Origin of the sequence: Komagataeibacter rhaeticus, assembly GCF_011611525.1 — a bacterium.
Taxonomy (GTDB): domain Bacteria; phylum Pseudomonadota; class Alphaproteobacteria; order Acetobacterales; family Acetobacteraceae; genus Komagataeibacter; species Komagataeibacter rhaeticus.
On record NZ_CP050139.1, the window covers coordinates 3,021,406 to 3,034,022 of the forward strand.

Below are 12,617 nucleotides of genomic sequence, written 5' to 3' on the forward strand. Positions count from 1 at the left end.
CGCGCCGTCTGGCACCGGGCGTGGCCGTGGGCAGGTTGCCGGGCACGGGGAACCCTGCCGCCGCTGGCGGGCCACAATATTACGCAGGCGGCGGGCTGGCCGTGCCGCTTACGGCGGCCGCCGGCTTCTGAACGCCCAGGCCGCGCAGGACCACGCCACCCGCCAGCAGGTACAGCACGGCAGGCACCAGCAGGAAGCCGGCATGGATTCCCGCCTGCGCATGCGCGGACTGCACGCTGCTCCCGCCCGCAAGGCCACAGGCTGCCAGCAGCCCGGCCAGCAGGCTGCCGCCAATGTCAAACGCCATTTTCGATGCGGTGGAATTGAGCGCCCAGGCCAGCCCCACCGTCCGCAGGCCACCCGCTCCGGCCCCACCGTGGTCCAGACAATGCGCCAGCAGGGTGAAGCAGACCGGGTTGCATATCCCCACACACAGCCCGAACAGCGCCAGCAGCCCCCCCGTCGCGCCCGGCCCCGCAGGCAGTCCGTACGCCACCAGCAGCACCGCCCCCGCCGCCACCGTCCCGCCGCGCATGACACGCGCCGTTCCCCATCTGATCGCCAGCGGCAGGGACACGCAGCACCCCGCCAGCACCATCAGGCTGATCATGCCCAGCAGCCAGCCCGCCATGTAATCCTTCGCACCCATCACATAACGCACGTCATAGACCAGTGCCCCGAACAGGAAGGTGCTGCCCAGCATGGTCAGCAGCATGGCGCCGGTCAGCCGCCGCCACCCCCGGTTGGCGGCCAGCATCCCGACCAGCGCGCGCACGGGGGCACGGACCGGCTTTTCCCCGGCATGGGCCTGCACGCGCTCATGGCAGAACCGCGCCGACAGCCACAGAAGCCCGCCCACCACGCAGGCCACCCCCGCCATGAACAGGGCAAAACCCACCTGCCGGCTGCCGTGGCCCAGCCAGTCCACCGCAGGCAGGGTGACGATACTGATGGCAAGGCCGCCCAGAGTGGCCCCGACCATGCGGCTGGTCGCAAGGCGCAGGCGCATATCGGGTGCCGCGGTGATCAGGCTGGTCATGACGCCATAGGCGGTATTGACCACGCCATAGGCCACGCACAGCCCCATATAGCCGATGCTGGCGCCGATGCCCCGCGCCAGCATGGACCACCCGCGCGGTAGCGGCACGAAGGTCAGCACCACCAGCACCATGAACGGCGCAATCCCCGCGCGCAGCAGCGGCAGGGCCTGCCGGCCCGCCGGCCTGCGGTCGATCCACAGCCCCACCGCCGGGTCGGTGACCAGACTGGCCGCGCGCGCGGCCATGAGCATGAAGCCGACCATCTGCACGGGGAACAGGCAGATTTCAGTATAGAAATACGCCAGGTAGCTGAGCATCAGCCCCCAGATGATGTTGAACCCCATGTCACCCGCGCCAAAGGCCACGATCTCCAGCATCCCGACGGGGGGTGGAGCGGGCACGGGCGCGGGGGCACGCCTCATCCCGGCGTGACCTGGCGGCGCACGCCAAAACATTCTTCCGGCCCCGGAAAGGCGCGGCTGCGCACATCCTGCGCGTACCGGGCCACCGCATCATCAATCACGTCGCCCATATCGGCATAGCGGCGCACGAAGCGTGGGATGGCGGTGCCGAACATGCCCAGCATGTCATCCACCACCAGCACCTGCCCGTCGCAGGCGGGGGAAGCGCCTATGCCGATGACGGGCACCGGCACGCTGGCCGCGATCTCACGCGACAGGGGCTCCACCGTGCCCTCCAGCACCACGGCAAAGGCACCGGCGGCGGCAATGGCGTGGGCATCGGCATGGACCTTGCGCGCCTGTTCCGCATCACGCCCCTGCGTGCGGAACCCGCCCGTGGCCTTGACCGCCTGCGGCATGAGGCCGACATGCCCGCACACCGGAATGCCACGCTGGACAAGGAAGCCGACGGTCTCCGCCATTTCGGCCCCGCCTTCCAGCTTGACCGCGCCACAACCCGTTTCCGCCATGACGCGGGCGGCATTGCGGAACGCCAGGGCGGGCGATTCCTGATAGGAACCAAAGGGCATGTCCACCACCACCAGCGCCTGACGCGATGCCCGGACCACGGCCGCGCCATGGGCGATCATCATGTCCAGGCTCACGCCAAGCGTGTCGGACATGCCATACACCACCATGCCCAGCGAATCCCCCACCAGAATCACATCCACATGCGCGTCCAGCCTGTGGGCCAGGGGGGCGGTGTAGGCTGTCAGCCACACGCCGGGCACGCCCCCCTTGCTTACGTCCCGAATGGTCCGGCGGCGGGGTTGTTCCGTCCTGCCCATGCTTGCTATTCCCCTTCCATGTCCATCTGGTACAGATGACATCTGGCATATTGCAGCGCATGCCTGTTTGCAAATCCGCCACGACCGGGATGACAAGGGAAAGCACGCATGGGACTGGGCCGGACCGACATATGGCAGACGGGCATCATAGACCGCCCGCTGCCCGATGTGCTGCGCGCGGGCCAGCTTGCGGGGCTGCCGGTCACATGGCTGCCGGACCCGGGGCCCTTCCGCTTCATTGCCGACCCGTTTGGCATCTGGCACGAGAACCGGCTGTACCTGTTTGCCGAAGCCTATGACTACCGCGTGCGGGTGGGGCGGATCGACGTGTTCATCCTTGACCACGCACTGCGCCTGCTGGCCCATGCCCCCGTACTGGTGGAACCGTGGCACCTGTCCTATCCCGTCATCCTGCGTGAGCGGGACGGCTCCTTCCTCATGATGCCGGAATCAGGCGGCAGCGGCCGGCAGCGCCTGTACCGCGCAACGGATTTCCCCTATCGATGGGAAGAAGTGAAAGGCTGCGCCTTTCCCGGCGCCATGATCGATGCCTCCCCCCTGTTCCATGATGGACGGTGGTGGCTGTTCCATACCCCATGGCATGAACACGAACAGCCCCGCGTCGACACGCTGCATGTGGCATGGGCCGACAGCCTGACCGGCCCGTGGCACCCGCACCCCGCCAACCCCGTGCGCCGCGACATACACAGCGCGCGCCCCGGCGGCACGCCGGTGGTCATGGAGGATGGCACCATCATCCTGCCCACGCAGGACTGCGCACGGACCTATGGCGGGGCCATAACGCCGCTGGCCATCACCACCCTGACCACACGGGAATTCGCGGCCCACCCACTGCGCGCCCTGCATGCGCCCGCCGCCTGGCGCCCCGCGACCGACGGGCTGCATACCCTGTCCGCCGCGGGCCGCGTGACCCTGGTGGATGCCAAGCATACCAGCCGTTCGGTCATACGCCGGGCGGGGGTGGATATCACCCGCATCACGCGTGAACTTGTTGGCACCATGCTGCGTTAGGGCAGCACGGCCCCGTGGCGCATGTCAGGACGGAATGCGGACAGGCGTAAAATCCTGTCGCGAATTTAATGTGATATTAATTAGCAGTATCACATAACATGCCCATAATATACATCAATACGGCAACCCAGACAGCGTATGCCATGCGCTGTCCCGGCAGGGGACCACGCCGTAGCCCGCGCATCCGGCCACAGCCATGATGCGGGGGAACCATCAATGCGGGACACACCCTTATTCTGGCCGGCCGTTCAGCCCGCACCGCCTTTCCGGCCACCAAGACTTCAAGGACTGCCTGATGCGTGAACTCCGTACCGCCCCGGCTGCGTGGCATCTGCAGCATTCGCGCCCCGAGAACCTGGTCAGCTATCTTGACCCATGGCAGCCGGTCGCGCGGCAGCTGGACATGCTGGCCCATCGCTTCAGCACCGTAAAGGCCCTGTGCGATGCGCAGATGGACAGCCTTGCCACGGAAAATGTGGAGCTGGCGCAGCTGCGTGATGCGCTTGCGTTCCATCTGCTGCGGGCATGCATATGGTGGCAGGTCGATTTCTCGCCCCGTGCCGTAACCGGCCTGCAGGCGACCAGTTTCATGAAGCATGTCCGCCGCCATACCGACCGGGTGGTGGATGACGAGACGCTGCTGGATGTCATGACATGGCAGCACTACATGCACCGCGCCGATAGCGGCCACATCATGGTGACCGGTACCGACCCGCTATGCCGGGGCAACACCACCATCGTGTACGGCATTGACGGGCATCGCGGCTTCCGCTTTGCCATGCGGCGCGCGGGGCAGCCCCTGTCATGGAATGACATTACCCATACCGATTTCGTCGCGGCCTGCCTGAATGCCCGCGCGCTGCACTGCCTGATCGAGACGGAATGCGCGGCCATTGGCGAATGGGATCTGGCGCGGGAGGAACATATCCAGGCATCGCGCTACCATACCCAGCATTTCCGCACCGCAGGCCACTTCAACGCGGTGGAAAGCTATGCCACGGCACTGGAACAGCTAAGCCGCTGCCAGTCCCGCTTCGGGCGCTTCGAGTTCGAGAACATTGTCAACCACATGGCGTTCTCGGTCATTATGGCCGCCCACGAACAGGGGGCCAGCATCGCGGACCTGCTGCGCAACGGGGCGGCCCGGCCGGTCAGTTCGCGCGTGGCAGGCAGCCTGAAAAAGCGCGCCCGCGCCCATGTGGCCACCGGCACCGACCCCCTGCGGCGGACGGAACTCGATGCGCTGCTGGACCAGGTTGAAACCGGCTTTGCCCTGTCGGGCGGTAACTGAAGGGAGAGGAGGGCAACATATTCCTCTTCCCCCACGCGACATCCGCGCCTGCAATCCCTATATTGCACAGGAGTAGCAGGAGACCCGATATATGGCGCTAGCCAAAAGCAGAAGACCGGCACCCCGGCGCAGGACGGCCCCGCCCCGCTCACCGCGCGTGCGCGGTGAGACACGCCGGCTGCTGGAAATGCTGTGTATCCTGCATGGCTCGATCCATCGCGGGTCACGCGATGCGGGTGCCCTGGTGCGCTGCGTGGTGCAGGCGCAGCCCGATCTGGGCCTGCCCGACAAGGACCTGCCCGCCAGCCCCCGCCATGATGGCGAGAATCCGCCCACCGCCACGGAATGGAAGCGGCTTGGCCACGCGCTGGAGGAAGTACGCCTCCAGCACGCAAGTGACCGGGGTTATGTGGATACGTGGCTGGAGGAACTGACCCAGGCCACCGGGCTGGGCAGGGTTGCGAGCGAGGTGCTGGGCCTTGCCATGTGCTACCGGCTGAACGGCCATTTTGAACAGTTATGGGACGACCTGTGCGAAAACCGCTCGCGCGGGCCGTTCCTGTGCGAGGACATTCCGCTGCTGCACCTGCTTCTGGGACAGGAGGAGGAGGCGATCGCCACCGCACTGGCCCCCGATGGCCAGTTGCGCATGAGCGGGCTCATGACCGTGGACGAGGATGGCGACATCACCCTGCTGCCCCGGCTCATGGCGCTCATGAACCGGCGCGCGAACGTGGTGGGGGACATCCGCTCCCTGCTGCTGGGCCAGCCGCGCGATGCCACGCTGCCATGGGAGGCCTTTGCCCATCTGGGCCAGCAGGCCGAGATCGCGGCAAAGCTGGTGAAGGCCGCCATCGCGCAGCACGCCACCGGCATCAACATCCTGCTGTACGGGCCACCGGGCACCGGCAAGACCGAATTCGCGGCAACACTGGCCCGTCATATCGGTGCGACCCTTTACCCCGTGGGCGAGGCCGACAGCGCGGGGGACGAGCCCTCGCGCCATGAACGCCTGGCCGACCTGCGGTGCAGCACGCGGCTTTTGCGCAACACGGATTCCATCCTGCTGTTCGATGAGGCGGAAGACCTGTTTACCGCCAGCCTGTTCGACCCGCCGCAGTCCTACAGCCGCGTGTTCTTCCACCGCCTGCTCGAACAGGGCGGCACGCCGGTCATCTGGACGGCGAATGACCTGGACACGCTTGGCCCCGCCATCGCGCGGCGCATGGCGCTGTGCATCGAGGTCCGCCAGCCCGGCATAGGGGTGCGCACCCGCCTGTGGCAGGACATGGCGCGCGAGGAAAAAGTAGCCCTGGCCGCAACCGACGCGGCCGATCTGGCCCGTGCCATTCCCGCAGCCCCCGCCATCTTCCGCAACGCGCTGCGTTCCACCCATCTGGCGGGCGGGGATTCGGCCATGGCCAGCATGATCGCAACCGGCATCGCGCGCGCCGCCGCAGGCGGGCAGATGCCCATGCCCGCGCAGCCGGACGTGACGGATTACGATTCGACACTGATCAACGCGGATTGTGACCTCAATGCGCTGACCACGCGCCTGGCCCGCCCCGGCGCGCCGCGCGCGGTATCCCTGCTGCTGTCCGGGCCACCGGGTTCGGGCAAGAGTGCCTATGCCCGCCATCTGGCGGCCCGGATGGACATGCCGGTACTGCAGAAACGTGCCTCCGACCTGCTGGACAAGTATGTGGGCCAGAGCGAGCAGCAGATCGCGGCCGCCTTTGCCGAAGCCTGCGACAGTGGTGCCTTCCTGATCATTGACGAAGCCGACAGCCTGCTGGGTGACCGCAGGGCGGCCGAACGCTCATGGGAGATCAGTCAGGTCAACGAAATGCTGACATGGATGGAACAGCATCCGCTGCCCTTTGCCTGCACCACCAACCTGGTGGAAAAACTGGACCCCGCCAGCATGCGGCGCTTCCTGTTCCGTGCGCGCTTTGGCTACCTGACCGAGCAGCAGGCGGCCCATGCGTTCCACAGCTTCTTTGGCAAGGCGCCCCCCGCCGGGCTGCGCCACGTCCGCACCCTGGTACCATCGGATTTCGCGCTGGTGCTGCGCCGGGCGCGCCTGCTGGATGAAGACCCCACGCCGGACGAACTGCTGGAACGCCTGCGGGCGGAGACGGCGGGGCGGGATGGCAACCGGCGGATCGGGTTCCTGTCCTGATCCGTGCAGGATGTAAAACGTAAAGAAGTTCTTGGTGAAGCTTTTTTCAAAAAGCTTTGAAGAATGCCGCCTTTTTGAAGAAATGCGGCACCCAAGAACTTTTATTATTTATACATTACTGCGGTGGATGGGCGGCGGCATCCGCCTCCACCGCGCATTCGGCGGCAGGCGGGGCGGCCATGGTGGTGCGCAGGGCCGTCACTTCCGCCCGGGCCGTATCCATTTCCTGCCGGAAGCCTTCATCCTGTTCCATGGCGGAATACAGCACGCCACCATTGAGCCAGCCCGCCGTGACATCACTCTGCCACTGCACGCCGCACACCACCCGGCTTTCACCAAATACGCGCGCGCGCTGCATGATCCATGCCGTCCGCTCGGGCAGGATATCGGACAGGATCAGCCCCGCCACCCAGCCCAGCGTGGCATGAAGCGAGGGGTAGGACGGGTCTCGTCGCAGGCTGTCACGCAGGGGTATGCATAATGGCAGTTCGGCCTCGGTAAACGGGCGGGGGCGGTTCCACAATGTTTTCTGCGCATGCACGGCAGGGTCCAGCCGGCGCTCGATGCGCGCGAACAGGCCCACCAGTTCCGGCAGCCGTTCCGGCGGCAGGGTAAAACCCGCCGCGCAGGAAAAGGCCGAGACCATATGCGCTGGCGTATCGCGGTTATCGGCCTGCGCCAGCTTCCATCGCGGCGTACCCTCCAGCGCGCGGGTGGCGGCATAAATGGAGGCATCGGCCGCGCGCTGCGCGGTGTCCGGCCCCGGCGGAGGCGGCAGGAAAACCTGGCCGTCGGGCAAGGGTGGGCCTGCCGGCACATCCGGCGCGGCGGCATGGCGCACCGCCGTGCGGGCCGCCCCATGGTGGTGGGGATGCGCGTGGGCGGCAGCCGGCATGGCCATCATGGCACAGACAGCAAGCATGCCAGTGGGGGCGCAACGGTCAAGACGCATGGTTTTCCTGTCAGTTCACCGTGGCCGTGGCGGGGACGACCCATAGCTGCGCATAGCATGCGCCGCGGCACGGGCAAATCCTGACAAGAAAGTCGCGGCTTCTGCCCCGCCGGGTTTTGTGGCATGCTGCCAGCAAAGCCCGGAGGCATGCAGTACATGAACCGCAGAAACCAGATATGGCCCGTCACGGTCAGCCCCGTGCGTATCGGCCTGTGTGTGATCGGGCTGACGCTGGTGGTGGTGCAGTTCATCTACGGGCTGAACATCACGCCGGACTACATGCCGGGACAGGTGATGTTCCATATCGCCATGCTTGCCCTTGGGGCAATCGTGTTCGTGGCGGGCATGTGGGGGCCGTCGCTCTAGCGGCACCCCAAACAGCCTTTTTGATGGACACATCAAACTGCAGGATACCGCCTTTTCAAAAGGCGGCATCGCGCGAGGCTTTTTGCAAGAAGCCGTGCCAAGAACGCTTTCCTGATAATGGCAGTTTTACCGCTGCCTGGAATCCGCGCCACTGCCTGCCTGCGTAATACCGGCACGGGACGGCGAATCGCCATGCGGTTCCACCGTGCGGCTCAGGCGCGCAACGCCCGCGTCATCGCCAAAGCCCTGCCCCGACACACGGCGGCGGGGAACGGGATTTTCCCGCAGTACGTTTTCCAGTGCTTCGGGGTCGGTACGCCCGGCTTCGTCAAACAGTTCATCGGCACGGGCCTGATCCCCCGCGCGTTCGGCCCGCAGCCCGGCCTCGGCCAGCCTGCGGGCGGCGCCGTGCCTGCCTGCGCCGCCATCATCGGGGCGATCATCCTTATTCATGGAACGGGGCATCGGGTTTCCTTTCCCTTCGGTCACGCGGGCATGGCATGTCGCCCTGTGGCAGATAACACATGGCTGGCATGCGGGTTCATTCCCCTGCCCGCCGCCCGGCATCAGGGCAGGCCCCATCCCGCACGGGGCGCGAAATGATCAAGACCTGCACCCCATCGGGGGCAACCATGTTCAAAAACCACCACGGAATAAGGCGTTCCTGCATGTAATATCACGATAACCTTATGCCGCTGCCACAATGGTGGCGGCCCTATCAAATGGAGTGCTCCATGTCCGATCTGATCGTTGTCGGTTTTGACAGTCCGGCCGAAGCCACGGCCGCGCTGACCGAATGCAAGAAACTGGAAAAGGAATACCTGCTGGATCTGGAAGACGCGGTTGTCGTGGTTCGGGACGCGGCAGGCAAGCTGCACCTGCAGCAGAGCGTGAACCTGGAGAAGATCGGCGCTTCCTACGGCCTGTTTTCCGGCGGGTTCTGGGGCGCGCTGGTGGGGCTTCTGTGCCTGAACCCGCTGGCCGGTTTCGTGGCGGGCAGCATCGTGGGCGCGGGGGCTGGCGCCATCGCGGGCAAGATGTCCGATTACGGGATTGATGACAATTTCATCAAATCGCTTGGTGCCACCATCCCCGCCAATTCGTCCGCGCTGTTCGTGCTGGTGCGCAAGTCACAGCCGGACAAGGTGCTGGCCGACCTGTCGCAGTTCAAGGGCCATGCCCGCGTGCTGCAGACTTCTCTCTCCCCCGAAAATGAAAGCAAGCTGCGCGCGGCCCTGGGGCAGCTGGCGGCGGCCCCTGCCCCCGCGGCCTGACACCCGCGCACCGGCCCGGCGGATGTTCCACACGCACCCGTGATGCCACGGGGACGGGAGCAGTGTTAGGGTAAGGCCATGCCAAGCCCACGCTTCCGCCGGGGCCAGTGTCGCGCCGCGCTTGCAGCGGCGGGGCTTCTGGCCTGTATCATGCCGCTGCATCCCGGCATGGCGCGCCCCACGCCGGCACTGCATGTGGCGTGGACATCGGAGCGTATCCTCAACGCCGTGGCCGTTGCGGATGACGGGCAGCGGTTCGTCTCCTTCCCCTACTGGGGCGGAGGCGGCAGCGGTGGTCCCACCGTGGCCGAGATCGATGCCAACGGCCAGCCCCACGCCTTCCCCGATGCGCGCTGGAACCACCCTGACGGGACAAGGGGCATGCTCCAGCCCTTTGTCCGGGTCAACGCCATCCGCATCGGGTCGGACGGGCTGCTGTGGGTGGTGGATTCGGGCGATGCGAATGTGGGTGGCCCGCCCAACCCCGCCAATGGCGCACCGGCCCGCCTGCTGGCCTTTGACATCACGACCGGGCAGGTCGTCCATGCCCTCTCGCTGCGCGCGGCCAGTACGCCGCACAGCTACATGGATGACATCCGCTTCCACAATGACACGATTTTCGTAACCGATGCGGGTGATCCCGCGCTGGTGGTGGTCAACCTGTCCACCGGGGCGCAGCGCCGGGTGCTGGCGCATGACCGTTCCACCACCGATAAACGCCCGATGCATGCCGAAGGCAGGCTGCTGACCGTGCATGGCCAGCCCGCGCGCATCCATGCCGACCAGCTTGAGGTCTCGCCAGACGGGCGGACACTGTATTTCCAGCCCAGTTCCGGCCCGATGTGGTCAGCCCCAACGGCGGCGCTTGAAAACCCGGTCCTGCCGGCAGCCGGTCTCGCGCGCGCGGTGACCCGCTTCTACAATACGCCCAGCAGTGGAGGCACCGCCATTGATGGTGATGGCAACCTGTATGTATCGGATGTGAACCGACTGCGTATCCTGCGCATCACGCCACAGGGCAGGGCCAGCACGCTGGTACGGGACAGGCGGCTGGTCTGGGCCGATGCCATGTGGATCGACAGCCATGGCGTGCTGTGGATTCCGGCCGTGCAGCTCAACCGGACCGCAACGTTCCAGCCCGATGGCATTTCACGCGTGCAGCTTCCGGTTGCGATCTACACCATGGACCTGCATCTCAAGCCCGTCCGCTAGGCCGCATATCAGAGCTGGCGGATGGTCGAAAAATCAAATACCTGCCCGGCCGGGTTCTCACCCAGCCGGATGAGAGTGGGCGACGGCATGCTGTACGGCGGCACCGGCAGGTTGTAGGGCGCGGGCGCGCCGCGGAATACCCGTCCTGCCAGATCGAATTTGGAGCCATGGCAGGGGCAGGCATAACCACCCGGCCACCGGCCGTCGGCCTGCCCTTCGGGCAGGGGGCGGTAAGCTGGCACGCAACCCAGATGCGTGCATACCCCCACTACCACGCCATAACGCGGTTCGATCGAACGATGCCAGTTCGCGGCATAAGGGGGCTGCTGCTGGTCTTGTGACTGGCCATCACGCAGGCGGCTGGTCAGGGCGGCATCCTGCAGGGCCGCAAGGGATTCGGGCGTGCGGTGGGTAATGAAAACCGGCTTGCCCTGCCATGTCACGACAATCTGCTGCCCCGGCGGCAGGGCCGAGACATCCACGTCTACCGGCAGATGCGCTGCCGCGCTGTCACGCGGGGCAAGACTTTGCAGGAACGGCCACAGGCAGGCCCCCGCACCGGCGGCAGCCGTGGCGGCGGTGACAAGCCCGAGGAAATTCCGGCGCCCGCCGCCGGGTGCCGATTGTGTATCCGACGCGTTTTCCATCCTGCGTTTTCTATCGTGATCACCCGCCAAAAGAAAGGGCGTACGCATCCCCGCCACCATCCCCTTCGGGCGGCAGATAAAGATCCGGCTGTGCTGGCGGCCAGTCCCCGTCAGGATATGGGGGCGGGCGGGATTACCGGGAGACCCGATACGCGGCTTATCCTCGCACCACGTCTGCCCCGGCTGCAGTTCTTCACCATCGTCCCCTTAGCGGGGCTTGTCTGCCTTGTGCCGCAGGTTACCCTTATTGGCTGGATTCCCGCCGCGATCCGATCCGTCCATGCGCTGCGCCCGTAGCAGGACCGATCGCAAGATCGCGGCCCTGTTCCGTTCCTGGAGGTCTGGATGAAACTCTATATTTACGACCACTGTCCCTTCTGCGTGAAGGCACGCATGATCTTTGGCCTCAAGCATGTGCCGGTTACGGATGTCGTGCTGCTCAATGATGATGTGGAGACTCCTACCCGCATGGTTGGGCGCAAGCTGGTGCCCATCCTGGAGCAGGACGGCCGCTTCATGGGGGAAAGCATGGATATTGTCGCCCATATCGACACGATGGATGGCAGGCTCGTGCTGACCGGGCCGACCCGGCCCGCGATCAGCCAGTGGCTGAAGGATGAACAGCGCGCCGGCATCCACCTCATGCTGCCCCGTTTCGCGGCAGCCCCCCTGCCGGAATTCGCCACCACGGCGGCACGGCTGTATTTCATCCGCAACAAGGAAGACATGATCGGCCCCTTTGGTGAAAGCCTGGCCGACACACCGGCCCTGCGCGCCAGTACCAATGCGGGACTGGCCCGTCTGGCGGGACTGATCCAGCGGCCCGATGCGGTAAACGGCACCCTGTCGCGCGATGACATTCACCTGTTTGCCCACCTGCGCAGCCTGACCATCGTGGCCGGTCTGGACTGGCCGGAACGGGTCCGGGCATATTGCCAGCACATGGCGCAGGCAACCGGCATTCCCCTGCTGGATTCCATCGCCGCCTGACCCGCCCGGGGGCTTCCATGGCGGCCACGGCAGCATGCGGACCGGGATGGAAACTGTCAGGCCATCCCGACCGTTCTCCATCCGACGGCCCACGCAGGCAGGGAACCCGCCATGTCAACATCAACCGACATCCTGCGGCATTCCGTATGCCGTTCCATCCTTTCACCATTCGAATCATGGGTACGCCGGTCATTACGGGAGCGGTTCACCATGGTGAGCAATGAAAACCTGCCACCGGAAATCCTGCTGCAGTTCGAGGATGCGCATGAGGCCGGCCAGGGGCCGCCTGCCCAGCAGGCCCGCACGGCCAGGGGATAGGGAGCGGAAAAATGAACAGACCGGTCAGGTGTGGATTTTTTTTCTGGACTCAACCCGAGTCCAG

Annotated in this window: 14 protein-coding genes; 9 read left to right on the forward strand and 5 right to left on the reverse strand. The window is 65.8% G+C overall.

What is annotated here, in order from left to right; translation table 11 throughout:
• Positions 1 to 79: 79 nt before the first annotated feature.
• Together GWK63_RS13840 and panB are read right to left on the reverse strand one after the other, a co-directional pair.
• A complete protein-coding gene (locus GWK63_RS13840; RefSeq protein ID WP_007397482.1) occupies positions 80 to 1,462 on the reverse strand; it encodes an MFS transporter in 1,383 nt (460 codons plus the stop codon).
• Positions 1,459 to 2,289 carry a 3-methyl-2-oxobutanoate hydroxymethyltransferase gene (gene panB / locus GWK63_RS13845; protein ID WP_034931014.1) on the reverse strand — a complete coding sequence of 277 codons (831 nt, stop codon included), beginning with the start codon at positions 2,287 to 2,289 and terminating at the stop codon, positions 1,459 to 1,461. Before panB ends, GWK63_RS13840 begins: the two co-directional genes overlap by 4 nt.
• Before the next feature lie 108 nt (positions 2,290 to 2,397).
• Between panB and GWK63_RS13850 the strand changes: the two genes are divergently transcribed.
• The 3 genes from GWK63_RS13850 (at position 2,398) to GWK63_RS13860 (ending at position 6,794) form a co-directional block, all read left to right on the forward strand.
• Positions 2,398 to 3,321, forward strand: a complete 924-nt coding sequence (locus tag GWK63_RS13850) for a glucosamine inositolphosphorylceramide transferase family protein (protein ID WP_007397480.1) — start codon at positions 2,398 to 2,400, stop codon at positions 3,319 to 3,321.
• A gap of 295 nt (positions 3,322 to 3,616) precedes the next feature.
• Complete coding sequence (locus GWK63_RS13855; RefSeq protein WP_007397478.1) at positions 3,617 to 4,612, forward strand: hypothetical protein; 996 nt, start codon at positions 3,617 to 3,619, stop codon at positions 4,610 to 4,612.
• A 157-nt stretch (positions 4,613 to 4,769) separates the two neighbouring features.
• Positions 4,770 to 6,794 (forward strand): AAA family ATPase, encoded by a 2,025-nt coding sequence (locus GWK63_RS13860; protein WP_007397477.1) that lies wholly within the window; start codon positions 4,770 to 4,772, stop codon positions 6,792 to 6,794.
• Between the two features lie 115 nt (positions 6,795 to 6,909).
• On the opposite strand, the gene GWK63_RS13865 is transcribed toward GWK63_RS13860, so the two are convergent.
• A complete protein-coding gene (locus GWK63_RS13865; protein ID WP_007397476.1) occupies positions 6,910 to 7,746 on the reverse strand; it encodes an acid phosphatase in 837 nt (278 codons plus the stop codon).
• A 156-nt stretch (positions 7,747 to 7,902) separates the two neighbouring features.
• Between GWK63_RS13865 and GWK63_RS13870 the strand changes: the two genes are divergently transcribed.
• Positions 7,903 to 8,112, forward strand: a complete 210-nt coding sequence (locus tag GWK63_RS13870; RefSeq protein ID WP_007397474.1) for a hypothetical protein — start codon at positions 7,903 to 7,905, stop codon at positions 8,110 to 8,112.
• Between the two features lie 126 nt (positions 8,113 to 8,238).
• Here the strand turns inward: GWK63_RS13870 and GWK63_RS13875 are convergent, their stop codons facing one another.
• Positions 8,239 to 8,577: a hypothetical protein gene (locus GWK63_RS13875; protein ID WP_034931077.1), complete on the reverse strand. Its 339-nt coding sequence runs from the start codon at positions 8,575 to 8,577 to the stop codon at positions 8,239 to 8,241.
• Positions 8,578 to 8,846: 269 nt separating this feature from the next.
• On the opposite strand from GWK63_RS13875, the gene GWK63_RS13880 reads away from it, so the two are divergent.
• Together GWK63_RS13880 and GWK63_RS13885 are read left to right on the forward strand one after the other, a co-directional pair.
• Positions 8,847 to 9,386, forward strand: coding sequence for a DUF1269 domain-containing protein (locus GWK63_RS13880; RefSeq protein WP_007397470.1), 540 nt, complete (start codon positions 8,847 to 8,849; stop codon positions 9,384 to 9,386).
• A gap of 150 nt (positions 9,387 to 9,536) precedes the next feature.
• Positions 9,537 to 10,598, forward strand: coding sequence for an L-dopachrome tautomerase-related protein (locus tag GWK63_RS13885; RefSeq protein WP_007397469.1), 1,062 nt, complete (start codon positions 9,537 to 9,539; stop codon positions 10,596 to 10,598).
• 8 nt (positions 10,599 to 10,606) lie between these two features.
• Here the strand turns inward: GWK63_RS13885 and petA are convergent, their stop codons facing one another.
• A complete protein-coding gene (petA, locus tag GWK63_RS13890) occupies positions 10,607 to 11,245 on the reverse strand; it encodes a ubiquinol-cytochrome c reductase iron-sulfur subunit (RefSeq protein ID WP_034931079.1) in 639 nt (212 codons plus the stop codon).
• A 90-nt stretch (positions 11,246 to 11,335) separates the two neighbouring features.
• Here petA and GWK63_RS13895 point away from each other — a divergent pair, with 90 nt between their 5' ends.
• The 3 genes from GWK63_RS13895 to GWK63_RS13905 all read left to right on the forward strand — a co-directional run bounded on the left by GWK63_RS13895 (position 11,336) and on the right by GWK63_RS13905 (position 12,553).
• Positions 11,336 to 11,542 (forward strand): hypothetical protein, encoded by a 207-nt coding sequence (locus GWK63_RS13895; RefSeq protein ID WP_007397467.1) that lies wholly within the window; start codon positions 11,336 to 11,338, stop codon positions 11,540 to 11,542.
• A 48-nt stretch (positions 11,543 to 11,590) separates the two neighbouring features.
• Positions 11,591 to 12,235: a glutaredoxin 2 gene (grxB, locus tag GWK63_RS13900; RefSeq protein WP_007397466.1), complete on the forward strand. Its 645-nt coding sequence runs from the start codon at positions 11,591 to 11,593 to the stop codon at positions 12,233 to 12,235.
• A 111-nt stretch (positions 12,236 to 12,346) separates the two neighbouring features.
• A complete protein-coding gene (locus GWK63_RS13905; protein WP_139064271.1) occupies positions 12,347 to 12,553 on the forward strand; it encodes a hypothetical protein in 207 nt (68 codons plus the stop codon).
• The last annotated feature ends 64 nt before the right edge of the window (positions 12,554 to 12,617 follow it).